At 67.9% G+C, this 23,117-nt stretch carries 26 protein-coding genes; 9 read left to right on the top strand and 17 right to left on the bottom strand.

The annotated features are described in order from the left end of the window. Window positions 1–2: 2 nt before the first annotated feature. Window positions 3–1,031, bottom strand: coding sequence for a tripartite tricarboxylate transporter substrate binding protein (locus AAN986_RS04010; protein ID WP_349335577.1), 1,029 nt, complete (start codon window positions 1,029–1,031; stop codon window positions 3–5). Between the two features lie 203 nt (window positions 1,032–1,234). Between AAN986_RS04010 and AAN986_RS04005 the strand changes: the two genes are divergently transcribed. Together AAN986_RS04005 and AAN986_RS04000 are read left to right on the top strand one after the other, a co-directional pair. After that, on the top strand, window positions 1,235–3,013 hold the full coding sequence (locus AAN986_RS04005; protein WP_047219187.1) for an IlvD/Edd family dehydratase: 1,779 nt from the start codon (window positions 1,235–1,237) through the stop codon (window positions 3,011–3,013). Between the two features lie 57 nt (window positions 3,014–3,070). Next, window positions 3,071–3,763: a GntR family transcriptional regulator gene (locus AAN986_RS04000; RefSeq protein WP_043821684.1), complete on the top strand. Its 693-nt coding sequence runs from the start codon at window positions 3,071–3,073 to the stop codon at window positions 3,761–3,763. Window positions 3,764–3,795: 32 nt separating this feature from the next. Here AAN986_RS04000 and AAN986_RS03995 read toward each other — a convergent pair whose 3' ends face one another. Both AAN986_RS03995 and AAN986_RS03990 read right to left on the bottom strand, forming a co-directional pair. Beyond that, on the bottom strand, window positions 3,796–4,071 hold the full coding sequence (locus tag AAN986_RS03995; RefSeq protein ID WP_016448378.1) for a type II toxin-antitoxin system ParD family antitoxin: 276 nt from the start codon (window positions 4,069–4,071) through the stop codon (window positions 3,796–3,798). Window positions 4,072–4,137: 66 nt separating this feature from the next. Next, on the bottom strand, window positions 4,138–4,971 hold the full coding sequence (locus AAN986_RS03990; protein ID WP_016448379.1) for a helix-turn-helix transcriptional regulator: 834 nt from the start codon (window positions 4,969–4,971) through the stop codon (window positions 4,138–4,140). Window positions 4,972–5,041: 70 nt separating this feature from the next. Between AAN986_RS03990 and AAN986_RS03985 the strand changes: the two genes are divergently transcribed. Together AAN986_RS03985 and AAN986_RS03980 are read left to right on the top strand one after the other, a co-directional pair. Further along, complete coding sequence (locus tag AAN986_RS03985) at window positions 5,042–5,704, top strand: MSMEG_1061 family FMN-dependent PPOX-type flavoprotein (protein ID WP_047219186.1); 663 nt, start codon at window positions 5,042–5,044, stop codon at window positions 5,702–5,704. Window positions 5,705–5,732: 28 nt separating this feature from the next. Next, the gene (locus AAN986_RS03980) at window positions 5,733–6,137 is read left to right on the top strand and encodes a hypothetical protein (RefSeq protein WP_047219185.1); all 405 of its coding nucleotides are present in this window, start codon (window positions 5,733–5,735) and stop codon (window positions 6,135–6,137) included. Window positions 6,138–6,194: 57 nt separating this feature from the next. Here the strand turns inward: AAN986_RS03980 and AAN986_RS03975 are convergent, their stop codons facing one another. Further along, window positions 6,195–6,548, bottom strand: coding sequence for a hypothetical protein (locus tag AAN986_RS03975; protein WP_047219184.1), 354 nt, complete (start codon window positions 6,546–6,548; stop codon window positions 6,195–6,197). Window positions 6,549–7,314: 766 nt separating this feature from the next. On the opposite strand from AAN986_RS03975, the gene AAN986_RS03970 reads away from it, so the two are divergent. The 4 genes from AAN986_RS03970 (at window position 7,315) to AAN986_RS03955 (ending at window position 11,737) form a co-directional block, all read left to right on the top strand. Next, a complete protein-coding gene (locus AAN986_RS03970) occupies window positions 7,315–8,409 on the top strand; it encodes a GTPase (protein ID WP_156179956.1) in 1,095 nt (364 codons plus the stop codon). Between the two features lie 172 nt (window positions 8,410–8,581). Continuing rightward, entirely contained in the window at window positions 8,582–10,822 is a 2,241-nt protein-coding gene (locus AAN986_RS03965; RefSeq protein WP_349335576.1) for a TonB-dependent receptor, read from the top strand. Between the two features lie 97 nt (window positions 10,823–10,919). Further along, complete coding sequence (locus tag AAN986_RS03960; RefSeq protein WP_043790977.1) at window positions 10,920–11,249, top strand: type II toxin-antitoxin system PrlF family antitoxin; 330 nt, start codon at window positions 10,920–10,922, stop codon at window positions 11,247–11,249. Then, the gene (locus tag AAN986_RS03955; RefSeq protein WP_047219182.1) at window positions 11,246–11,737 is read left to right on the top strand and encodes a type II toxin-antitoxin system YhaV family toxin; all 492 of its coding nucleotides are present in this window, start codon (window positions 11,246–11,248) and stop codon (window positions 11,735–11,737) included. The genes AAN986_RS03960 and AAN986_RS03955 overlap by 4 nt, the downstream gene beginning before the upstream one ends. 14 nt (window positions 11,738–11,751) lie before the next feature. On the opposite strand, the gene AAN986_RS03950 is transcribed toward AAN986_RS03955, so the two are convergent. From AAN986_RS03950 to cbiE, 9 genes are all read right to left on the bottom strand, one after another. Beyond that, window positions 11,752–12,264, bottom strand: a complete 513-nt coding sequence (locus tag AAN986_RS03950; protein ID WP_016448386.1) for an MgtC/SapB family protein — start codon at window positions 12,262–12,264, stop codon at window positions 11,752–11,754. Between the two features lie 114 nt (window positions 12,265–12,378). After that, window positions 12,379–13,782, bottom strand: coding sequence for a chloride channel protein (locus tag AAN986_RS03945; protein WP_047219181.1), 1,404 nt, complete (start codon window positions 13,780–13,782; stop codon window positions 12,379–12,381). Window positions 13,783–14,064: 282 nt separating this feature from the next. After that, window positions 14,065–14,490, bottom strand: coding sequence for a type II toxin-antitoxin system VapC family toxin (locus AAN986_RS03940; protein WP_047219180.1), 426 nt, complete (start codon window positions 14,488–14,490; stop codon window positions 14,065–14,067). Next, window positions 14,487–14,744, bottom strand: a complete 258-nt coding sequence (locus AAN986_RS03935) for a plasmid stability protein stbC (protein ID WP_047219212.1) — start codon at window positions 14,742–14,744, stop codon at window positions 14,487–14,489. Before AAN986_RS03935 ends, AAN986_RS03940 begins: the two co-directional genes overlap by 4 nt. A gap of 329 nt (window positions 14,745–15,073) precedes the next feature. Next, entirely contained in the window at window positions 15,074–15,403 is a 330-nt protein-coding gene (locus AAN986_RS03930) for a DHCW motif cupin fold protein (protein WP_047219179.1), read from the bottom strand. A gap of 63 nt (window positions 15,404–15,466) precedes the next feature. Beyond that, complete coding sequence (cobF, locus tag AAN986_RS03925; protein WP_047219178.1) at window positions 15,467–16,264, bottom strand: precorrin-6A synthase (deacetylating); 798 nt, start codon at window positions 16,262–16,264, stop codon at window positions 15,467–15,469. Beyond that, window positions 16,261–17,139 (bottom strand): precorrin-4 C(11)-methyltransferase, encoded by an 879-nt coding sequence (gene cobM / locus AAN986_RS03920; RefSeq protein ID WP_047219177.1) that lies wholly within the window; start codon window positions 17,137–17,139, stop codon window positions 16,261–16,263. Before cobM ends, cobF begins: the two co-directional genes overlap by 4 nt. After that, window positions 17,136–17,633, bottom strand: a complete 498-nt coding sequence (locus tag AAN986_RS03915) for a cobalamin biosynthesis protein (RefSeq protein ID WP_047219211.1) — start codon at window positions 17,631–17,633, stop codon at window positions 17,136–17,138. Before AAN986_RS03915 ends, cobM begins: the two co-directional genes overlap by 4 nt. Continuing rightward, complete coding sequence (gene cbiE / locus AAN986_RS03910; protein ID WP_349335575.1) at window positions 17,630–18,832, bottom strand: precorrin-6y C5,15-methyltransferase (decarboxylating) subunit CbiE; 1,203 nt, start codon at window positions 18,830–18,832, stop codon at window positions 17,630–17,632. The genes AAN986_RS03915 and cbiE overlap by 4 nt, the downstream gene beginning before the upstream one ends. On the opposite strand from cbiE, the gene AAN986_RS03905 reads away from it, so the two are divergent. Then, complete coding sequence (locus AAN986_RS03905; protein ID WP_047218805.1) at window positions 18,831–19,625, top strand: cobalt-precorrin-6A reductase; 795 nt, start codon at window positions 18,831–18,833, stop codon at window positions 19,623–19,625. The genes cbiE and AAN986_RS03905 overlap by 2 nt on opposite strands. Here the strand turns inward: AAN986_RS03905 and cobJ are convergent. From cobJ to cobG, 4 genes are read right to left on the bottom strand one after another with little or no spacing between them, the layout of a single operon-like run. Continuing rightward, window positions 19,559–20,392, bottom strand: coding sequence for a precorrin-3B C(17)-methyltransferase (gene cobJ, locus AAN986_RS03900; protein ID WP_047218749.1), 834 nt, complete (start codon window positions 20,390–20,392; stop codon window positions 19,559–19,561). The genes AAN986_RS03905 and cobJ overlap by 67 nt on opposite strands. Continuing rightward, window positions 20,386–21,156, bottom strand: coding sequence for a precorrin-2 C(20)-methyltransferase (gene cobI / locus AAN986_RS03895; protein ID WP_047218750.1), 771 nt, complete (start codon window positions 21,154–21,156; stop codon window positions 20,386–20,388). The genes cobJ and cobI overlap by 7 nt, the downstream gene beginning before the upstream one ends. Beyond that, window positions 21,146–21,775 carry a precorrin-8X methylmutase gene (locus AAN986_RS03890; RefSeq protein WP_013800507.1) on the bottom strand — a complete coding sequence of 210 codons (630 nt, stop codon included), beginning with the start codon at window positions 21,773–21,775 and terminating at the stop codon, window positions 21,146–21,148. The genes cobI and AAN986_RS03890 overlap by 11 nt, the downstream gene beginning before the upstream one ends. Next, a complete protein-coding gene (gene cobG / locus AAN986_RS03885) occupies window positions 21,775–23,025 on the bottom strand; it encodes a precorrin-3B synthase (protein WP_047218751.1) in 1,251 nt (416 codons plus the stop codon). The genes AAN986_RS03890 and cobG overlap by 1 nt, the downstream gene beginning before the upstream one ends. Between the last annotated feature and the right edge of the window lie 92 nt (window positions 23,026–23,117).

The raw sequence follows: 23,117 nt of genomic DNA, 5'->3' as shown, positions 1-23,117 counted from the left end.
CCTCAATCCGGCTGTATGCCCGCCTGCCGGATCACGGCGGACCAGCGCGCCACCTCCTCGGCGATCCGGGCTCGCGCCTCGGCAGGCGTGGTGAACGTGGGCATGGCGCCCTGTGCGACCAGGGCGTCCTTCACTTCCTGCTGCCCCATCACCTCCTTGAGCGCGCCGCTGAGCCGGGCGACGATGGGCGCGGGCGTGCCCGCAGGCGCCAGCAGGCCGAACATCGACGTCACCTCGAAGCCCGACAGCCCGGCCTCGGCCGTGGTGGGAATGTCGGCAATGGAGGGCACGCGCTGCGCCGTGGTCACGGCCAGGCCGCGCAGCCGCCCGCCCTTGATGAAGCCCTGCGTGGCGGGCAGGGTGTCGAACACCACATCCACCTGGCCGCCCATCAAATCGTTGAGCGCGGGCGTGCTGCCCTTGTAGGGCACATGCGTCAGCGGCACGCCGGCCTGCCGCTTGAACAGCTCGGCCGCCAGATGCTGGGGTGAGCCATTGCCCGAGGAGCCGTAGTTCAGCCCGCCCGGCTTCGCTTTGGCCAGCGCGATGAACTCCGCCAGATTGGCCGACGTCACCGACGGCCCCACGGTGATCACCAGCGGCACGCGGCCCACCACGGCTATGGGCGCGAAGCTCTTGTCCATGGTGAAGCCCGCCGTGGCAGGCATGAGCACGCTGTTGATGGAATGGCTGGTCAGCGCGCCCAGCAGCAGCGTATAGCCATCGGGCCTTTCCTTGGCCACGGCTGCGGCGCCCAGGTTGCCGGCCGCGCCGGCCCGGTTCTCCACCACCACGGGCTGGCCCAGCGCCAGCGAGAGCCTTTGCCCCACCACGCGGCCGATCACGTCGGTGGCGCCCCCGGGCGTGTACGGAACGACCAGCTTGATGGGCCGGGCCGGATAGGCGCCGTCGGCCAGCGCGGGCGTGGCCAGGCCTGGGCCCAGCGCCAGCGCGGCCAGCAGCGCCGCAGCCAGGGCGGCGCGCCGGTTGGGCGCATGAATGCGACGGATGCGGGATGCAGCAACAACCATGGGTGTCTCCTCCTTTTGTCTTGTGTCGGAAAAACATGCCCGGCACGCACTCCGGGCACGGCTGCATGGTTGGCCAGATAGATTATTAATAATATAGGTGATAACGACGATAATAATCCGTGGCATCCGCCGCTATCCTGCCCCACGACAAGGCAGCGCCTGCCTTCCGACCCCGCCAAGACCCTCTGCAAAGCACCCCACCCATGACCGACCCCAAGACTCCCGATGGCGCTCCAGGCCATGACATCGCCCCCGCCGATGCGGCCACGGGCATCTCCAAGGGCCTGACCAACTACGGCGACCGCGGCTTTTCGCTGTTCCTGCGCAAGGCCTTCATCAAGGGCGCGGGCTACACGGACTCGGCGCTGCAGCGGCCCGTCATAGGCATTGCCAACACGGGCAGCAGCTACAACCCCTGCCACGGCAACGCGCCCCAGCTGATCGAGGCCGTCAAGCGCGGCGTCATGCTGGCGGGCGGCCTGCCCATGGACTTCCCCACCATCTCGGTGCACGAAAGCTTCTCGGCGCCGACCAGCATGTACCTGCGCAACCTCATGTCCATGGACACCGAGGAGATGATCCGCGCCCAGCCCATGGACGCCATCGTGCTCATCGGCGGCTGCGACAAGACGGTGCCGGCCCAGTTGATGGGAGCGGCCTCGGCGGGCATTCCGGCCATCCAGCTGATCACCGGGTCGATGCTCACCGGCTCGCACCGCAGCGAGCGCGTGGGCGCCTGCACGGACTGCCGCCGCTACTGGGGCAAGTTCCGCGCCGAAGAGATCGACGCCGAAGAGATCGCCGATGTGAACAACCAGCTGGTGGCCAGCGTGGGTACCTGCTCGGTCATGGGCACGGCCAGCACCATGGCCTGCATTGCCGAGGCGCTGGGCATGACCGTGCCCGGCGGCGCCTCGCCCCCCGCCGTCACGGCCGACCGCATCCGCATTGCCGAGCAGACCGGCACCGAGGCCGTGCGCATGGCGCGCGGGGGCCTGACCATCGACAAAATCCTCACGCCCGCCGCCTTCGAGAACGCCATGCGCGTGCTGCTGGCCATCGGCGGCTCCACCAACGGGCTCGTGCACCTGGCCGCCATTGCGGGCCGCATTGGCTATGACATCGACCTGCAGGCCCTGGACCGCATGGGCCGCGACACGCCCGTGCTGCTGGACCTCAAGCCCTCGGGCGATCACTACATGGAGGACTTCCACCACGCAGGCGGCATGGCCACGCTGCTGCGCGAGCTCAAGCCCCTGCTGAACCTGGACGCCCTCACCGTCACCGGCCGCACGCTGGGCGAAGAGATCGATCGCGCCGGCCCCGGCTTTGCGCAGGACGTGGTGCGCCCGCGCTCCAACCCCATCTACCCGCAGGGCGGCATCGCCGTGCTGCGCGGCAACCTCGCGCCGGGCGGCGCCATCATCAAGCAGTCGGCCGCCCATCCCCGGCTCATGGAGCACGAAGGCCGCGCCGTGGTCTTCGAGAACGCGGCCGACCTGGCCCACCGCATCGACAGCGACGACCTGGACGTGACGGCCGACGACATCCTCGTGCTCAAGAACATCGGCCCCAAGGGCGCGCCCGGCATGCCCGAGGCCGGCTACATCCCCATCCCGCGCAAGCTGGCGCGGGCCGGCGTCAAGGACATCGTGCGCATCTCCGACGGGCGCATGAGCGGCACGGCCTTCGGCACCATCGTGCTGCACGTCACGCCCGAATCGGCCGTGGGAGGGCCGCTGGCCCATGTGAGGAATGGCGACCGCATCACGCTATCGGTGGCGCGCCGCGAGCTGACGCTGCAGGTCGGCGACGAGGAACTGGCCCGCCGCGCCCGCGAGCAGCCGGTGGCCGTGCCCACGCCCGAGCGCGGCTATCGCAAGCTCTTCCTCACCACCGTGAACCAGGCCGACCAGGGCGTGGACTTCGACTTCCTGCGCTGCGCCACCGAGCGCGGCACCATTCCCGGCCGGCGTGAATAGTCGGCGCAGGCGGTCAATTCGGACAAAATGGCGTCTTTGTCCCAACCGCCTGTCTTGATGGTCGCTGCCGCCTCACTGCCGATTTCCCTGGATGCCGAACCCGCCCCCGCAGCCGACGCCCTGGGCGCCATGGTGGCCGCGCTGGAAGAGGACGTGGTCTTCGGCCGGCTGCACCCGCGCGAGCGCCTGGTGGAAGACGACCTCATGGCCCGCTTCGACGTCAAGCGCCACATCGCCCGCGAGGCCCTGGCCGCGCTGGACCGCATGGGCCTCATCGAGCGCCGCAAGAACGTCGGCGCCCTGGTGCGCTCCTTCTCCACCCAGGAAGTGCAGGAGCTGTACGAGCTGCGCGGCATGCTCGAAGTGGAGGCTGCCCGCAAGATCCCCCTGCCCGTGCCGGCCGAGAGGCTCGAACGCCTGACCTCCATCCAGCAGCAGCACGACGCCGCCGTGGCCGAAGGCAACGCGCGCCTGGTGTTCCGCATCAACCTGGCCTTTCACCAGGAACTGTTTGCGCTGGCGGGCAACGACACGCTGCACAAGGCCATCACCGAATACGCGCGCCAGACGCACCCCATCCGCTTCGCCTCCCTGGTCTCGGCCGACTACCGCGAGCGCGCACGCCAGGAACACTGGCAAATGATCGAAGCCCTGCGCGCCCAGGACCGCGACGCCCTGGTCCGCCTGTGCGCCGAGCACCTGCTGCCCTCGCGCGATGCGTATCTGAATGCGCAGTTGCAGCGGTTGTAGGCGAAGTCACCCCAGGAGCGACGCGGGCAGCGTCACGCGCCGTTGCCGCCGCTGCGCTCGGCAGCCAGACGCTCCCGCAACTGGCCGAGGGTGACGGCGCTGGAGGGATCAGCCCTCAAGGCGTCATAAGCAGGGCCTACCTCCAGGTGCAGCCAGCTATCCAGGCCGCGATCCTTGTCCATCAGCGCTTTCAACCCCGCGCAGATCACCTCGCTTTCGCTGGCGTACTCACCGGCCCTCACTTTGGCCCTGACCGCATCGGCGATGTCATTGGGCAAGGTGATGCTCATTTGCTGAGTGGTCTGCATGGGAGGCTCCCTGTAGGCAAGTGAGTGATCCTACTTTCATGTGGCAATCCAGTCGCCGACCCCGCCTCAGCTTGCACTCGCCCCCAACCTCCCCCGGTACGCCGCAGGCGTCTCCCCGAACGTGCGCCGGAACAAGCCGATGAAGGCGCTGGCCGTGGCGTAGCCCAGGTCCAGCGCGATGTTCGTCACCGGCGCGCCGGCGGCCAGCATCTCCAGCGAGCGCATCAGCCGCGCGCGCTGGCGCCAGGCGGTGAAGCTGAAGCCGGTTTCCGAGACAAAGCGCCGGCTCAGCGTGCGCGAGCTGACCGCTGCCCAGCGCGCCCAGGCCTCCAGGTCGCGGGCATCGGCCGGGTCGGCGATCAGTGCGCGGGCGATGCGCTGCAGGCGCGGGTCGGCGGGCAGGGGCAGGCCCAGGGGCTCCACGGGCAGGGTGCGGATCTCGTCCAGGATCACCGCCATCACATGGGCGCGGGCCTGGTCCGCCGAAGGGCCTGGTTGCACGGGCTGCGTTGTGGGCACGCCTTGCTGCCATCCCCAGCCGGCGGCGCGCAGCACGGCCTCGCGCAGCAGGCCCGAGGTGCGGATGGCGCAGGGCCGCTGCGGCAGGTCGGCGCAGGCCGGCTCCGCCACATAGACGCTCCAGCCGTGGAAGGGGCCATGGGAGCGGCCCGAATGCAGCTGGTGCGGCGGCAGCCACACGGCATGGATGGCGGGCACCACCCAGACCGCGTCTTCCACGCCCACCGACAGCAGCCCGCGCAGCGAGCCGAACAGCTGGCCGCGCGCGTGGCGGTGCGGCTCGGAGGCCAGCTCCTCGTCCTGGTTGCCCACGGCCGCGATCAGCACGGGGCCATCGGCACGGTTCACATGGCTGACCAGTTCAAGAATGGCATCGGGCATGGCGTCTTTGAGCTATTTGTTGGCCGATCCAGTCTACAGCCGCCAACGCCTTTGTTCTTACGCTTGTGCCATGCACACAGACAACACCGCCCTTGCAGACCCGCCAGGCCCGGCCATCGACCTGGACTCGCTCTACGCCGCCCCGGCAGAAAGAATCCAGAAGGCCGTGCGCGACCGCCTGTCCGACTTCCACGAGGCCTATCTGCGCCAGGCCAGCTTCTTTTGCCTGGCCACGGCCGGCGAACGCGGCCTGGATGCCTCGCCGCGCGGCGGGCCACCCGGCTTTGTGCAGGTGCTGGACGAGCGCACCGTGGCCTTTGCCGACTGGCCCGGCAACAACCGCATCGAATCCCTGCGCAACCTGCAGGCCGATGACCGCCTGGCCATGCTCTTCCTGTTCCCGGGGCTGGACATCTTCCTGCGCATCAACGGGCGCGGCCGCATCTCCACCGACCCCCATCTGCTGCAAGAGCTGAGCGAAGGCCGGGGCACGCCCAAGACCGCCACCGTGGTGCTGGTCGACGAGGTGCTGCTGCACTGCGGCAAGGCCATCCACCGCTCCGGCCTCTGGAACCCGTCAAGCCAGCTGGACCGCACCGCCCTGCCCTCCGTGGGCCAGATGATGGCCGCCCTCACGCAGTTGGCCGATGCCACGGCGCCCGCCATGGATGCCGCCCAACAGGAGCAGGCCAACGCCCACTACGCCCATGCGGTCAGGCACGACCTGTACTGATGCCCTGCTTTTTCCCAGGAACCATGACATGCTGATCGATACTTCCCGCTTTCCCCTGGTCTACCTGCGCGAACCCGAAGCGCAGGCACCTGCAGACGCAGGCAACGGCAATGACGCATCGGCCGAGGCCCAGATCGAATCCCTGCTCGACCAGGGCCGGCACTTCGTGCTGCTCACCGACCACCTGCCCGGCGACCACCCCGAGGAAAGCCACGAAGAACGCAAGCAGCGCGCCCTGTTCTTCAAGCGCAACCGCGAACGCATGCGCCAGCTGTGCCGGGGCATGGTCGTCATCACGGGCGACCGCGCCGTGCCAATGGCCCTGCGCCTGGCCGTGCAAGGCATGGGCAAGGCGCTGGGCATGCGGGTTGCGTTCGTGCAGGGGGAGGATGAGGCGCAGGCGTGCTCGTGGGAGCTGCTGGCCAGCGCCTGAGCAGGCGCCGGTCCCCTCGGCGCGCACCTGGCCCGGTGCACGCTGCACGCTGCGGCGCTAAGCCGCCGAATCCCGCAAGGCCTGCGCCACGCGCGCCTCATCGGCTGCCTTCTCGGCCTCGCGCAGCCGCCGTTGGGCCAGATTGCGGTAGGTGCTGCCAGCCGTGATCGCCTTGCTTCTGGAGCAGTCGCCCGTGAACAGGGCGCTGTGGCGAATCATCTTCAAGGCCTCGGCCACCACGTCCAGCCGCTGGCAGCCCTCCGGCGTCTCCAGCCACTTCAAGGCCATCTGCGCCGTGGCCGTGATCTCGGCGCAGCCCTCATCCACCAGCTTGTGGATCTCGGAGATATCGCGCGTCAGCCGCTCGATCCTGGCGGCCGCGGTCTTGGCCTGTTCCTTGGTCTGCTTCATGGCTGCGCCCTCCGTGCGAGGGTGTTTAAGAGCTGCGCCAGACCGCAAGACAGAGAGGGCTGAAGTGAAGAAATTACCGTGGCCGTGCAGGCCATCGGGCGAGAGACATTCGCCATGGTTTCGTACTCCTGTGTGAGACGGAAACCACCAGCCCGCGTTCTTACGCGCAGACAGGTGGACGGGATGTTAAGAACACATACACAGACGTGCGGACGCCCTTACGGGTAGCCCCATCCCGCCCAAAACCGCATGGACGAGCGGGCGCGATGCCCACTCGTCGAGTGTTCAGACGTGACAAGGCCTCGCTATCGGGGAGGCTCTTCCGCTGTGTATGTGAGGTGTTCTTACGCACCAGCCCCGGACAGGGGCTAGGGTGAATCATATAGTCTTTTGAGTGCGGAATATGTGAACTACTTTGACTGCATCGTGAAATAATTAAGGGAAGTCTGCAAACCCCGTTTTTTAACCAGCCATCGTTCGTAAGCCGCTGATTTGGTTGAAATGAAATCTCGGAAAACTAGATTTCTCAGAGAATTCTCAAGGGCAATTAATGTAATAAATTCATATTTCATTGATTATCCTTAGCTATTACAATTAAAATTTAAAGTAAATAAATTTAATCTTATTTCATTAATAATGCGTTATTTTCAATAAATTCTTTTCTTAGTACTCTTTTCTTTTTCAAAACAATCTGATACACTTCTACTGTTTGACGCAATAGAGCAAACTTAAACTCAACCTATTAACAGAGCTCATGGAAACAAAAATGGCACATGACGATTCCTTTGACAGGATAATTGAACAAGCTATTACAGATGCAAGAAAAGGAGTGGGGCGTTTGTGCATATTGGTTGCGGGAAAAACTGGGGTTGGAAAAAGCACGTTAATTAATTCTGTATTCCGAGGCGACTTCGCAAGGACTGGTTCGGGGAAGCCTGTAACACAGAAAATCGAAGAGATCACGAAACCAGGGCATCCTCTTACCATAATTGATACCAAAGGACTGGAGATTGAAGATTATGAGAAAATAAAAAATGATTTAGAGGAAGAGATTCTACGTCGCGCCGCAAGTGAAGATCCAAACGAGCATATTCACATCGGATGGGTTTGCATCCCATCTGTCTCCGATCGTGTAGAGGATGCGGAGATAAATCTATGCAAATTCATTAAAGAAAAAAATATCCCTTTGATTGTAGTCGTTACGAAATCAAAGAGGAACGACCCATTCATCGAAAAAGTCAAAGAACTCATTCCCGACGCCGATTGTGTTCTGGGTGTTCGCGCGCTGGAGGAATATATTGAAGAGGCAGAAGTAAAACTACCCATCATCGGATTAGATAATCTAATTGAAGAAACATCCAAACTCTTACCAGATGCTCAATCTCGCGCCTATACCAATGCTCTCTCCACTCGAAATAAGCGGGCGCTTGTAGAAAAAAAGAAACAAGCGGAAGTTGAAGTCAAAGCCGCAACCGCCATGGCAGTCGCCGCCGCAACAATACCAATTCCATTCTCAGATGCAGTAGTTTTACTTCCAATACAAATTGGAATGCTAGCAAAAATAGGTTCAACCTACGGCATGGAGTTAAACACAACAGCAATCACTACTTTAATTTCTGGCGCCCTAGGTGGTTCCGCAGTAACACTAGTTGGACGAACCGTTGTTTCAGGAATGCTAAAAATAATACCTGGAATTGGAAGTGTTGCCGGCGGAGCAATTGCAGCGACCACTGCGGGAACACTGACTAAACTGCTCGGCGACAGTTACATTTCAGTGTTGCATGCTTTTTGCGAATCCAACCCAGGAAATCCAATCGATATAGCGCATATATCAAAGGAGCTTAAAAGGAGATTCATTTAGTTCTGCACCGGTAAAGAATATTTCATAGTGCAGTAATTTGAACTGAGAGAACTCCTCGTCAACGACTGACGCTACCAAGTGTTGGCACAAACAGACACATCTCCCTACAAGCCTCATACGGGGGAGTCGGATCGATAAAATTATTGGGAATCATTCTCATCCCGTTTTCTCCATGCACTCCCCCCTCCACACGCTGACCCCGATCGCCGGGGCCCTGGCCCTTCTTTTGTCTGCTGGCGCCGCATGGGCCCAGCCTGCCCCTTCCACGGCAACGGCCGCGCCCGAGCTGGGCACCGTCACCGTGGAGGCCAGCGCCGATGCGTCGGCTGAAGGCCTGTCCAGGCCCTACACGGGCGGCCAGGTGGCGCGCGGCGGGCGGGCCGGGATTCTGGGCACGCGCGACAACATGGAGACGCCGTTCTCCATCACCAGCTACACCAACGAGCTGATCCAGGACCGCCAGGCCAAGAGCGTGGGCGATGTGCTGCAGAACGATCCTTCCGTGCGCGTGGCGCGCGGCTTCGGCAATTTCCAGGAGTCCTACTTCGTGCGCGGCTTCGTGCTGGGCTCGGACGACGTGGCCTACAACGGCCTGTATGCGTTGCTGCCGCGCCAGTACATCGCCACCGAGCTGTTCGAGCGCGTGGAGCTGCTGCGCGGCGCATCGGCCTTTCTGATGGGCGCCAGCCCCAATGGCGGCGGCCTGGGCGGCAACATCAACCTGCTGCCCAAGCGCGCGGGCACTGATCCGCTGTCGCGCGTGACGGCAGGCATTGCCAGCGGCGGCCAGGCCTTCGTGGCGGCCGACGTGAGCCGGCGCTTCGGCCCCGACCAGGCCACGGGCATCCGCCTGAACGCCGCGCACCGTGGCGGCGATACCGCCATCGACCAGGAAAGCTCCAAGCTCGATCTGCTGTCCGTGGGCATGGACTGGCGCAGCCGCAATGTGCGCCTGTCGGGCGACATCGGCTGGCAGGACAACCGCCTCAAGCGCACGCGCACCAATGTCACGCCGGGCGCAGGGCTGGCCGCCATTGCTGCTGCGCCCGATGCTTCCTCCAACTGGGCCCAGCCCTGGACCTATTCCGACGAGCGCGACCTGTTCGGCACGCTGCGCGGCGAATGGGACATCAACAGCAACGTGACGGCCTGGGCCGCCTACGGCCTGCGCCGCAGCTCCGAGAACAACTCGCTGGCCAACATCACGCTGGCGGCGGCCGGCAATGGCGCGGCCACCACCAGCCGCTTCGACAACGCGCGCAAGGACCGCGTGAGCACAGGCGAGCTGGGCGTGCGCGCACGCCTGAATACGGGCAGCGTGGGCCATGAGATCGTGGCCAGCTACTCTGCCTTCGACCTCAAGGTCTACAACGCCTACGGCATGAGCACCGGCGGGGGCAGCAACACGCTGGCCACCAATCTCTACGACCCGCGCTACTACGCGATCACGCCGCTCAACTACCTGGGCAACGACCTGTCCAACCCCGCCTACAACCGGGGCACGCGCCTGAACAGCTTTGCGCTGGGCGACACGCTGTCGCTGATGGACGGCCGCATGCTGGTGACGGCCGGCGTGCGTCGCCAGACGATAGAGACCGACTCGGTGAGCTACCGCATCGTCAGCAACGGCGCAGTCACCAGCCAGGGCGGCGTGCGCACGGCCTATGACCAGAGCCGCACCAGCCCGGTGCTGGGAGCGGTGTTCAAGCTCACGCCCCAGGTATCGCTGTACGGCAACTACATCGAGGGACTGGCCCAGGGCGACACGGCGCCGGCCAAGTCGGGCGACACCATCATCGCCAACGCGGGCCAGCAGATGTCGCCCTACGTGACCAAGCAAAAGGAAGTGGGCGTCAAGTACGACGGCGGCAAGCTGGGCGGCGGCCTGGCCTTCTTCTCCACCGACAAGCCGCGCTCGCTGATCGACGGCAACCTGTTCACCTCGGCCGGCAAGGACCGTCACCAGGGCGTGGAATTCAACGTCTTCGGCGAACCCATGCGCGGCCTGCGCCTGCTGGGCGGCGCCACCTGGCTGGACGCCAGGCAGCAGAGCACGGGCCGCGCCACCACCGACGGCAAGCGCGTCATCGGCGTGCCGCGCTTCCAGGCCACGGCGGGCGTGGAATGGGATGTGCCAGGCATCAACGGCCTGGCGCTGGACGGCCGCCTGGTGCACACCGGTGCCAGCTACGCCAACGATGTCAACAGCCTGCGCGTGGCCGGCTGGAACCGCCTGGACCTGGGCGTGCGCTACATGACCGAAGTGCAGGGCAAGCTGCTCACGCTGCGCCTGCGCGTGGACAACGCGACGGATCGCAACTACTGGGCCTCCGTAGGCGGCTACCCCGGTTCGGGCTACCTGACGGTGGGCGGTCCGCGCACGTTCTCGCTGAGTGCGAGTGTGGATTTCTGAGGCGGGATGCGCGTGCTTTTTGGGGAAGGAACCTTTCGCCCGGGCATGGTAATGCACCTGCATTACCATGCATGGCAGCCTATCAGGAGATGCCATCATGTTTTCGACACTTGAAGCCGAATCCACGCTCACTGACCGCTACCAGACCACCATTCCCGAAGCCGTTCGCCGCGCATTGCACTTGAGCAAGCGCGACAGGATCCACTACACCATCCTGCCCGGCGGTGAGGTCGTGCTCAGTCGCGCCGACTCCACCGAGGATGCCGATCCCGTGCTGGGCCAGTTTCTCGGCTTTCTGGCCCAGGACATGGCAGCCCACCCCGAGCGCCTGCAGACCATGGATGCCCGTCTAGCGCAGCAGATCCAGGCGCTGACCGAAGGCATCGAGGTCGATCTGGATGCACCGCTTTCAGCAGACGACGAATGAGCGCCGTACCCCCCGCCCCCTTGCGCATTCACGGCTGGACGGTATTCATGCACCCGCTTTTCCTGGCCCAGCTGCAGGCGTTGAGCCAGGAAGTGGAGGGTCTGAAAACCAAGGACCCTGGCGGGTACACACGCAAGAACGCGACCAAGCGATTGGCGGCGATCCGCAAGCTGGCATTCGATGTCATCCCGCAGGATCCGACGCGGCCAGACTACCGCCAGGGCCATACCCTGGGCGAGGAGCACAAGCACTGGTTTCGGGCCAGGTTCTTCCAGCAGTACCGCCTGTTCTTTCGCTTTCACGCCCCCAGCAAAATCATCGTGTTCGCCTGGGTCAACGATGAGGACACCAGGCGAGCCTATGAGGGCAGCGACGATGCCTACAGGGTGTTCCGAAAAATGCTCGCCAACGGGCACCCTCCTGGCGATTGGGACAGTTTGCTGGCACAGGCGAAGTCCCCGCCACCCGACTCACAGCCGCACGCCTGAGCCGCAGCCCGCCCTCAGGTCTCGCGCGGCTTGGTGTCCGGCTCCGCGTCATCGTGCGGGGGCGGCGCACTGACCACGTGCGGCAGCATCACGAGGATGACGATGGCCAGCAGCGTGGCCAGCAGCGCGATGGCCTCGCGCCCCAGGCCGCAGGCCACGCCGATGGCGGCCGTCATCCAGATGCCGGCGGCCGTGGTCAGGCCCTGTACCTGTTCCTCTGAGTGGCGCTTGATGATGGCGCCCGCGCCCAGGAAGCCTACGCCGGCCACCACGCCCTGGATCACGCGGCTCATGTCGGCAATGTCCATGCCGCCGCGCTCGGGCACCAGCACGAACAGCGCCGCGCCCATGGCCACCAGCATGTGGGTGCGCAGGCCTGCGGCCTTGCCCTTGTGCTCGCGCTCGTAGCCGACGATGCCGCCCAGCAGCGCCGCCAGCAGCAGGCGCACCATGACGCGCGTGACCTCGGCCGCATCGGGCAGGCTGGAAAATTCCTCGACCAGGGTGTTGGCCACTTCCTCCCACATGGCGCGTTCCTTTCCTTGGGTTTGCGTCCGGACTCAGGAAGGGAGCATGGCGTGGCGTGCAGCACACCCAGGCCATCGCCATTCGCCATTGGCTGTCAGCCAAGCGCGCCCGCTTCAGGCGCCTGCGGGCTTGTCCTGGTCCTTCGGGGGAGAGGCCTGCTCGGGCACCGGTGCGGGTGCCGACGCAGGAGCAGGTGCAGGTGCAGGTGCGACCACCATGCTCAGCATGTGCTGGGCCAGCGTCTCGTACAGCGGCCGGGCCAGCATGCGCGAGACCAGGCTGGCCAGCATGGCCGCCGCCATGAGGCTGAGCACCATGGAGTGGCCGTCCACCATCTCCATGACGATGATGAAGGCCGTCAGCGGCGCCTGCGTCACGGCGGCCAGGAAGGCGGCCATGCCCATGGCGATGAGGGCGGGCGCGATGTCTGCGCCCATGAGGCCGGCCACGTTGTGGCCCACGCCCGCGCCAATGGACAGCGAGGGCGCGAAGATGCCGCCCGGCACGCCCACCCAGGCCGACAGCCAGGTGGCGATGAACTTCAGGGTGACGTAGAACGAAGGCACGTCGGCCTGGCCCGCCAGCATGTGCTTGACGGCTTCCGAGCCCGCGCCGAAGGTGGCGCCGCCCGTGACCATGCCGATGACGGCGATCACCAGCGCGACCGCCGCCGCGAAGCGGATGGGAAAGCGCGCGCGCAGCTGGTTGAGCCGCTCGGGCGCGCGGGTCAGCGAGGCGGCCAGCAGCTTGGCGAACAGCCCGCCCAGCACGCCGCAGGCCAGGGTCACGCACAGGCCGGGCAGCAGCGCGTCCCAGGTCAGGTGGGGCACCTGGATGCGCCCGAAATAGCTGAGGTTGCCGAAGGCCGACACGCCCATCAGGCCGGCCAGCACGATGGCCGCGATGATCAGGCCGCTGGAGCGTGACTCCAGCTTGCGCGACAGCTCCTCGATGGCGAAGACCACGCCGGCCAGCGGCGCGTTGAAGGCCGCCGCAATGCCGGCCGCGCCGCCGGCCACCAGCAGCGCATGGTGGCTGATGCCCGAATGCGGGCCGAACCAGCGCCGCGCATGGTGCATGACACCGGCGGCCACCTGCACCGACGGCCCCTCGCGCCCGATGGACAGCCCCGCCGCAAAGCCTGCGCTGGCCAGCGCCATCTTGGCGAAGGACAGCCACAGCGACACGAAGCGCCCGCGCTGCGTGGAGTCCAGCGCCGGGTCCAGCGTGGCGATCACCTGCGGAATGCCCGATCCCGCCGCACCCGGCGCCCAGCGCCGCGTGAGCCACACGGCGCCCGCCGTGACGGCAGGCATCCACAGCAGCACGGCCCAGCCGCCCTGCCAGTGGTAGATGCTCTCGAAGAATTCGAAGCCCGCGTCCGCCATCAGCGTGAAGGCCACCACGCACAGCCCGGCGGCGGCGGCATAGGCCAGCACGATGGTGCGGTCCAGCCAGCGCCTGCCGTCCCGGAATTCCTGGTTCAGGTTGTGGAGGAAGTCGGGTTCTTGCTGCATCGCGTGAAGAGGCTGGGCGAAAGCTCTTCATTGTGCACAAGCCCGGCCCCAGGGGCTGTCGCCATCGGCAATGCCTACTTCGCCGCTGAGTTGATGGACGACCGTGGCGGGGTCGGCGTGGTGTCCATGCGCTGCCCGTCACCATTGCCCTCCACCCTCTGTGCTCCCCACCTGGAAGGAAGCACGCAATGACCGTCAACGCCTATGGAGCTCATGCAGGCGAGTCCAGGCGCGCGGCGGCGCAGCCGGGCAACGCGATCCCCGCATTAGCGTGAACAGGCCCTAGGGCGCCGCCGTCCAGGGATTGATGGTCTGCAGCCCACCGGCCTCGAACGGACTGGTGTCGCGCGTTGCCACCATCAGCCCATGCGCCATGGCGGTGGCCGCGATATAGCCATCGGCCTTGGCGATGGCCTTGCCCTGCGTTTTCGCGCTCGCCATCAGGTCGGCATAGGCCTTTGCCGCGTCCAGGTCAAAGGCCAGGACACGGCCGGCGAAGGCCGGCAAAACCTCATGCTCCAGTCGCTCCTGGTAGATCGTGCGACGCCTTCCCTCGGGCATCGCTGCAATGCCGTAGCGCAGTTCTGCCACGGTGACGGCAGACAGATGCAGCGTTTCAATGGCCTGGGCGTCCATCCAGGCAAGCACTCTGGAGTCGGGCTCAAGCCTCCAGAGTTCCGAAATGACGTTGGTATCGACAACGATCATTCAAAGTCCATGGGCTCGGCCGGCGCCCTGTCGCGCAGCCTGTTGAAGCCCTCGGCTTCGGAGTCGGTCAGTCCTCCTGCCTCGCGGGCAATCGACGCCAGCATGGAGCCCAGCCTGACACGCTCTGCCGGCCGGACGGCGGATTCCAGAATGTCGCGGATTTCCGCCTCCGTACTGCGGCCATGGTGGGCAGCGCGTACCCGCAAGGCCCGGTGCACGGCATCGGGCAGGTTTCTCACAGTCACATTGGCCATTGCGCAGCCTTTCATGGAGTTCACCGGCAATGATATCAATTCAACGATTTCGATATCAAGGCCCTCATTCGCAGGCCAGTGTCGAAACTCGGCAAAGCCGGGCCGGAGCCGCCGCACGCCAAGCACGCACTGGAAATAGCCGCGCTGCAGCGCTACCGGCAGGTCAAAAGGCATCACGACGGTGCCAGCCCGCAGTTCCTCGCGCCAAGACCATGGCTGCGTACTTCGAGAGCCATCCGTCCTTCAGGCATTCCACCGACCGGGCATGAGCCCACTGGCACCTCCGTGCCGTAGGCCACTCCACGTCCGTGGCGATGGTGGCGGGCGGTTCAGTCCACCACGAAGAGCCTGGCACCCTTGGGCGAGCGCGAGCGGTGCGGCTCGGCGTTGTCCGCCACCTGGTAGCTCATGCCGGGTGTCAGCGTGAAGCGGCGGCCGTCCGCCAGTTCGGTCTCCAGTTCCCCTTCCAGGCACAGCAGCACATGGCCCTTGGTGCACCAGTGGTCGGAGACATAGCCGGGCATGTACTCCACCGTGCGCACGCGGATGTTGCCGAAGTTCTGCGTGCGCCAGAACGCCTGGCCGGCCTCGGCCGAATGCTCGGTGGGCGCCACGGCGGCCCAGTCGGTGGTGTTGAAGGGGATGTTGTCCATCTGCATGGCGGGATTCCTTGATGAAGGGGGTGTACAGCTAGAGGGCCGGCGTCGGCAGCAGCCTCGGCCTCAGCTGCCGCGCCGCAGCAGGTAGATATCCATGATCCAGCCATGCCGCTCGCGCGCTGCGGCGCGGGCCTGCACGATGCGCGGGGCGGCCTCGGCCAGCGGGCCGCTGTCCAGCATCTGGCGGTCCATGCCCAGGTAGGCACCCCACCAGATGTGCAGGCCGTGGGAGGGCAGCTCGGTGAAGCTGCACTGCCCGTCCAGCATCACCACGGCCGTGTCCACGCCGGGCGGCCAGCCCTGCTCGCGCAGCTGGCGGCCCGTGGTCACCACGAAGGGCTGGCCTATGCCGTTGAGCGCAATCGCATGCGCGGCGCACAGCACCTGCATGGAGCTGATGCCCGCCACCACGCGCACGCTGTGCGGCGCCGGCTGCATGCGCGCGGCAATGCGCAGGGTGCTGTCGTACAGCGCCGGGTCCCCCCAGACCAGCAGGGCGACCTGCAAGGGCTGGCCGGGGCTGCGCGGCTGCAGCCCCCCGTCCTGGGAACGGGTGATGGCCGCCTGCCAGCAGCGCGTGATGGCCGCATGCCATTCATCGACCTGGGCCAGGTAGTCGTCGCCCACGCTGCGGCGCACGGGCATGTCGAAGCCTTCGATGCGCGGGCCGGGCGCAGTGAGCACGGCATCGCACAGGTCGCGGCGCAGGGCGGCGAGTTCGGCCTTGTCCTCGCCCTTGTGCGGCAGCAGGATCAGGTCGGCGGCCTGCATGGCGGCCTGGGCTTCGCGCGTGAGGTGGTCGGGGTTGCCCGTGCCGATGCCGATCAGGCTCAGCGCCACGGGCGGCAGGGCCGCGCTCATGGGGCGGGGTTCCCGAGGGGCACGTCGATCACGGTGTCGCTCCCGGTGTCCCTCAAGGTATCCCTCGCGGTATCCAGCGCGGCGCCGCCGCGCACATCGGTGGCGGGAAAGCGCGGCTCGGCGCCCAGCGGGCGGTAGCGGCGGTCGTAGTCGGCCGCGTAGAGGCGGCTTTCGCCGAAGTCCTCGGCCTGCAGGCTGCGGCCCACCAGGATCAGGGCCGTGCGCTCCATGTGGGTGGCCACGGCCTCGGTCAGGCCGCCGACCGTGGTGCGCACCACGGTTTCGTCAGGCCAGCTGGCGCGCCAGACGATGGCCACGGGGCAGTCGGCGCCGTAGTGCGGCAGCAGCTCGGACTGCACCTTGGCGGCCACATGGATGGACAGATGGATGGCCAGCACGGCGCCCGTGGCCGCGAAGGCGGCCAGGTTCTCGCCCTCGGGCATGGCCGTGGCGCGGCCCGAAGTGCGCGTCAGCACCACGGACTGGCACAGGCCGGGCAGGGTCAGCTCCGCGCCCAGCGTGGCGGCGGCGGCCGCGAACGAGGGCACGCCGGGCGTGACGGTGTAGGCAATGCCGGCCTCGCGCAGGCGGCGCAGCTGCTCGCCCATGGCCGACCACACGGACAGGTCGCCCGAGTGCAGGCGCGCCACGTCTTCGCCACGCGCCTCGGCGGCCTGGATCTCGGCCACGATGTCGTCCAGGCTCATGGAGGCGGTGTTGACGATGCGCGCGCCCGGCGGGCAGTGCGCCAGCAGCTCGCGCGGTATCAGCGAGCCTGCGTACAGGCAGACCGGGCAGGCCGCCATGAGGTCGCGCCCGCGCACGGTGATCAGGTCGGCGGCGCCGGGGCCGGCGCCGATGAAATGCACGGTCATGCCGTTGCTCCTTGGTTCTTGGCCTGGCTGGCGTGGGCCAGGCAACAGTTCAGAGGTCCGCCCTGGCCCACGGCCAGGGCCAGGGTGGCGCTACCATCGTCCGCGACCAGGCGGGTCACGCTCAGGGCGGAGTGCGGGCCTGCGGCGGCCAGCGCCGCCGCCTCGGCCACGCTGCCCGTGCCATAGCGCGCCAGCATGCGCGGCGACTGCGTGACCACGGGCTGCCCAGGCAGTTGCCCTGGCGGCACGCGCACCAGAACGGCCGTGGGCACGACAGCCGCCATCCAGGCGGCCAGCGCCGGGTGGCCGGCCTTGGTGTCCAGCACGGCCACGGCGCAGATGGGCTGGGGCGCGCAGGCGCTTGCGTCTGCGCTTTCCGGCAGCTGCGCCTGCGCCCGCTGCCACAGCGCCTGCAGCGCATGGGGCAGTGCGTCGGTGTGCAGGCCCAGGCCCAGCACGCCGCAGCGGTGGGGGATGGCTTCGTCCGGGTTCACCGCTGCCAGCTCCACTGCACCAGCGGCCGCGCAGCCTTCCAGCTGCGCATGCGGCCCAGCGGCTCGGCGCTGGAAATCTCCAGCCGCAGCAGCTGGCCGCCGTGCTCGGCCTGCAGTTGCACCAGCAGGGCCTCGGTCTCCAGCGTCACGGCATTGACCACCAGGCGGCAGCCTGCGGGCATGAGGGCCTGCAGGCGCTCGAACAATTCGGCGTCAAAGCCGCCGCCCACGAACACGGCCTGGGGCCGGGCCAGCGCCTGCAGTTCGGCCAGCGCCTCGGGCGCCACGCCCTGCACCACGCGCAGGCGCGCCCGCAGTCCGAAGCGCCGGGCGTTGTGGCGGATGTTGTCCGCACGCGCCGCATGCTGCTCCAGGCTGATGGCCGAGCCACCGGCCAGGCACCACTCCACGGCCACCGAGCCCGATCCGCCGCCCACATCCCACAGGCATTCGCCGTGGCGCGGCGCAAGAGCCGCCAGGGTCAGCGCGCGGGCCGGGGCCTTGGTGATCTGGCCGTCGTTGGCGTACCAGTGGTTGGGCCGGCCCGGCACCAGCGGCAGGGCCGCGCCGCCCTGGGCGAGCACGGCCACGGCCACGGGCGCGCAGGCAGGGGCGGCGGCCAGGGCCTGGGCGGCTTCGGCGGCGCGCCATGCGCGGCGGCGCTCGCGCGGGCCGCCCACGGATTCCAGGACTTCCAGGCGGCTGTCGCCCCAGCCTTCCTGCACCAGCCAGTCCGCCAATGCGGCCACGGCGGCGCCATCGCGCAGCAGCACCAGCGACTGGCGGCCTGGCGACAGGTGCGGCAGCAGCTGCTCCACGTGGCCGGCGTGCAGGCCCAGGCAGACCGTGTCTTCCAGCTTCCAGCCCAGGCGGGACGCCAGCAGCGAAAATGTCGAAGGTTGGGCGTGGCAGCGCCACTCCTGCGGCGCCAGATGCGCCGCCAGGCTGCCGCCCGCCCCGAACCAGAACGGATCGCCCGACGCCAGCACCACCGTGGGCCGGCCACGGCAGGCCAGCACGGGTGCCACGTCAAAGGGCACGGGCCAGGGACGGCCCCGCTCGCCGGCACCGGCCAGCGCCAGGTGGCGCGGCCCGCCGAAGACGGTCTCGGCCGCGTCCAGCGCGCGCAGCGCGGCGGGCGAGAGGCCGTCCAGGCCGTCTTCGTTCAGGCCCACCAATGTCAACCAGGGATCAGTCATGCCCCATGTTCTCCTGCTGGGCGGCACCAGCGGCGCCAGCCAGCTGGCCCAGGCCCTGCACCGCGCCGGCATTGCCGCCGTGTTCTCGTATGCGGGCGTCACGCAGTCGCCCGTCGCCCAGCCCCTGCCCACGCGCGTGGGCGGGTTTGGCGGCGCCCAGGGCCTGGCGCAATTCCTGCGCGGGCAGGCCATCAGCCATGTGGTCGATGCCACCCATCCGTTTGCCGCACAGATGAGCCGCAATGCCTGCGAGGCCTGCGCCGCCACCGGCACGCCGCTGCTGGCGCTGGAGCGCGAGCCCTGGCAGGCCAGTGCCGGCGACGCCTGGATCGACGTGCCCGACATGCAAGCCGCCGCTGCCGCCCTGCCCCAGGCAGCCGCCCGGGTGTTTCTGGCCGTGGGCCGCAAGCAGCTTGCGGCCTTTGCGGGCCAGCCGCAGCACCACTACCTGCTGCGCCTGGTCGATGCGCCCGAGCCCGGCAGCCTGCCCCTGCCCCACACCACGGTAGTGCTGGGGCGCGGTCCTTTCAGCGCGGAAGACGATGAAGCATTGTTGCGCACGCACGGCATCGAATGGCTGGTGGCCAAGAACGCAGGCGGCGAGGCCACGCGCGGCAAGCTCGATGCCGCACGCGCCCTGGGCCTGCCCGTGGTGATGGTGCAGCGCCCGGCGCTGCCGCAGCGCCAGCGCACCGGGTCGGTGGCTGCGGTGCTGCACTGGATTGCTCATGGCGTGCTGCCGATAGCACCGCCCGCGCCGCCAGCACCTTCCGCGCCGCCATCCATGCCGTAGTGGCGTGGCGTGTAGACCCAGCGGCCCACGCGGCGCGTGGCGCTGTTGCCCACCAGGACCACGGTGCGCATGTCAGCCATCTCGGGCGTGGCCTCGGCCAGCGTGCATACGTGCAAGTGTTCCTCGGGCGTGGACACGGCGCGCGCGAACACCAGCAGGCGCTGCGGCTCGCAGCGGGTGCGCAGCAGCTGCAGCAGGCGCACAAAGCCTTCGGGCCGGCTCTTGGAGCGCGGGTTGTAGAAGGCCATGGCGAAGTCGGCCTCGGCCGCCAGTTCCACGCGCCGCGCGATCACCGGCCAGGGCTTGAGGTTGTCCGAGAGATTGATGCAGCAAAAGTCATGGCCCAGCGGCGCACCAGCGCGCGCGGCGGCGGCCAGCATGGCGGTGATGCCGGGCAGCACCTGGATATCGAGCGCCTGCCAGGCGGCAGCCTGCACCGCATCGGCAGATTCAATGGCCTCGAACACGGCCGACGCCATGGCGAACACGCCCGGGTCGCCCGAGGACACCACGACCACCTGCCGCCCCTGCGCGGCCAGCGCCAGCGCCTGGCGCGCGCGCTCCAGCTCCACGCGGTTGTCGGAGGCATGCCAGGCCACGGCCTGGCCCTGACCCGCCTGCGCCAGCAGGGCCTGCGCGCGGGACACATAGGGCAGGTAGCCGACCACATCGTCGGCCGCGTGCAAGGCGGCTGCGGCTTCGGGCGTGATCTGGTCCAGTGCGCCCGGGCCCAGCCCCACCACCGTCAGACGACCGGCGCTCACCATGCGGCCTCCGGGCGGCGGCCCTGGCCGTGCACGAGCACGATGGCGAAATAGGGGCAGGCGTCGTCGGACACATCGCCCAGGCGCGCGACCTGCTCGCTGTCCGTGGTGCCGTTCTGCACCAGCCAGGCGGCGTCAAGCCGGCCCGTGCGCTGCAGGGCGCGGCGGATGCGCGGCAGGTTGCGGCCGACCTTCATGACCACCAGGGCCTCGGCCGTCTGCATGCGGCGCACCAGCTCGTCTTCCGACAGGGTGCCGGTCATCACGCTGAGCACGTCGTCGCCCCAGGTGATGGGCTCGCCCGTGGCGTGCCAGCAGCCCACCATGCCGGGGATGCCGGGCACCACGTCCAGCGGCACCTGGCCGCGTTCGCGCAGCCGGGTATACAGATGCATGAAGGAGCCGTAGAGGAAGGGGTCGCCCTCGCACAGCACCACCACCTGCCCGGTCTGCGCCAGCGCTTCCAGGCGCAGGCACCAGTCGTCATAGAAGCGCGCCAGCAGGTCCACATAGGCGGGGCTGTCCACGGGCAGCTCGGTGGTCACCGGGTATTCCATGGCGTGCTCGGCAGCGCCTTGGGCCAGCAGGCCGTCCACCAGCTGGCGGGCCTTGCCGGGCCGGCCCTTCTTGCGGAAGAACGCCACCTGGCGGGCGCCGCGCACCAGGCGGTCGGCCTTGACGCTCATGAGTTCGGGGTCGCCCGGGCCCAGGCCCACGCAGACAATGCCGGGCCCGCCCTGGCCGGGACGCGGCTGCCTATTCGACATGGCTGGCCAGTGCGTTGATGGCGGCCACGGTGATGGCCGAGCCGCCCAGGCGGCCGTGCACGGCCATGCAGGGCACGGGCAGGTCCTGCATCAGCGCCTGCTTGGATTCCATGGCACCCACAAAGCCCACGGGGCAGCCGATGATGGCGGCCGGCCGGGGGCAGGCCGGGTCCTGCAGCATGTTGAGCAGGTGGAACAGGGCCGTGGGCGCATTGCCGATAGCCACCACGGCCCCGGCCAGGTGCGGGCGCCACAGCTCCAGCGCGGCGGCGCTGCGCGTGTTGCCCATGTCACGGGCCAGCGCGGGCACGCGCTCGTCCTGCAGCGTGCAGATGATGGGGTTGGCGGCGGGCAGGCGCGAGCGCGTGATGCCCTCGCTGACCATGCGCACGTCGCACAGCACGGGCGCGCCGTTTTGCAGGGCCTGCGCGGCGGCCTCGGCCATGCCCGGCGAGAAGGCCACGTGCGGGGCCAGCTCCACCAAGCCAGCGGCGTGGATCATGCGCACCACCACACGTTCCTCGACAGGCGTGAAGCGTTCCAGCGCCGCCTCGCGGCGGATGGTGGCAAAGGACTGCCGGTAGATCTCGGCGCCATCGGTTTCGTAGCGGTGCAGCATTATTCTTTTGAAAACAGCAATCCCGGATTGTCTCGCACCGAGGCCAGGGTCCGCTGCTCCTGCGCCCTATCCCCGGCACGGCCATGGCGCACTACGGAATAGAAAGGGCCTTCGCCCTCGTCTTCACCTTCTGCCCGCAGCACCACCGTGGCCGGCGCCTGCCGCGCGCAGCCCTTGGCGCATCCGGTCACATGCAGGTGCGCGCCGGGCGGCACCTGCGGCGCCAGCTCCAGCGCCAATGTCTGCGTGGGACCCAGGGCCTGGGTGCAGCCCGGCGCGCCGGTACAGGCGGATACGCGCAGGCGCGGGTCATGGGCGTGGGTGATCCAGTCAGCGGCGCTGTCCAGCCCCGCCGCCGCCCACCAGCGGGGCAGGGCCGCGCCGGCTCCGGCGTCTTCGTCTCCCACCAGCAGCATGCGCCAGGGTGTGACACGCAAAACGGCCTGAACGGGCAGCGCACGCAGCAGCCGCGCCAGCGCCACGGCCGGCAAGCGGCCCAGCGGCGCGCCCAGCATCCAGCCCACGCCGGGCACGGCACCGGACGCCGGTCCTTCGCCGTGGGCCGGGGTTTCTGTCTCCACCCAGTCCAGTCCGGGAGGCGGCTGCAGTTGCGCCGCCACCGCGGCCATGCGTCCGGGCCGCAAGCCCTGGGCGCGGCGAAGGGAGGCCTGGTCGGCAAACCAACGTGCCAGCGCCAGGCCCACGGCCACGGCCTGGCTTGCGTCGGCCACGGCCAGCGCCTGCTGCCGTCCATCGGGCTGCACCAGCCAGCCGGTGGCTGTGCGCTGCAGGCGGATATCGGCGGACACGCCGGCCAGCCGGCCCGGCGCGCCTTCCACCGACCAGCCGAACTTGGCCGGCAGGCCCGCCAGGTCGTCGGCCGCATCCAGTGCCTGCTGCAGGGCCTGGCCCAGCGCATGGACCGACTCCTGCGGCCGGCACAGCGGGTCGATCACCAGGTTGCGGCGGCGCTCGCGGCCCGCGTCGGCGTCCAGCAGGCCCACGGCCGCCAGGGCGCGCAGCACGGCGGCGTGCCGAACGGGTGCAATGCCGCGCAGCTGCACATTGGCGCGGCTGGACAGCTCCAGCACGCCAGTGCCATGCACCAGGGCCAGGCGCGCCAGGCGCCGCGCCTGGGCCACCGTCAACCGCCCCAGCGGCGGGCGCACGCGCACCACCAGCCCATCGCCGGAGGCCATGGGCTGCCAGGCGCCGGGGCACCAGCCTTGGATGTGGGGAGGGGTATGCATGGGATGGGGACCGACTGTAGCGCCGACGCAGCCTGTCCCGCAGGGGCAGCACCCGCAGGCGGTCAAGAAATGCGGGCTTTGTTGATCCAGCC

This window comes from Delftia sp. DS1230 (genome assembly GCF_040112715.1).
Taxonomy (GTDB): Bacteria; Pseudomonadota; Gammaproteobacteria; order Burkholderiales; family Burkholderiaceae_C; genus Comamonas; species Comamonas tsuruhatensis.
The sequence above is the reverse complement of the archived record's forward strand: the minus strand, read 5'-3'. Positions and strand labels throughout refer to the sequence as shown.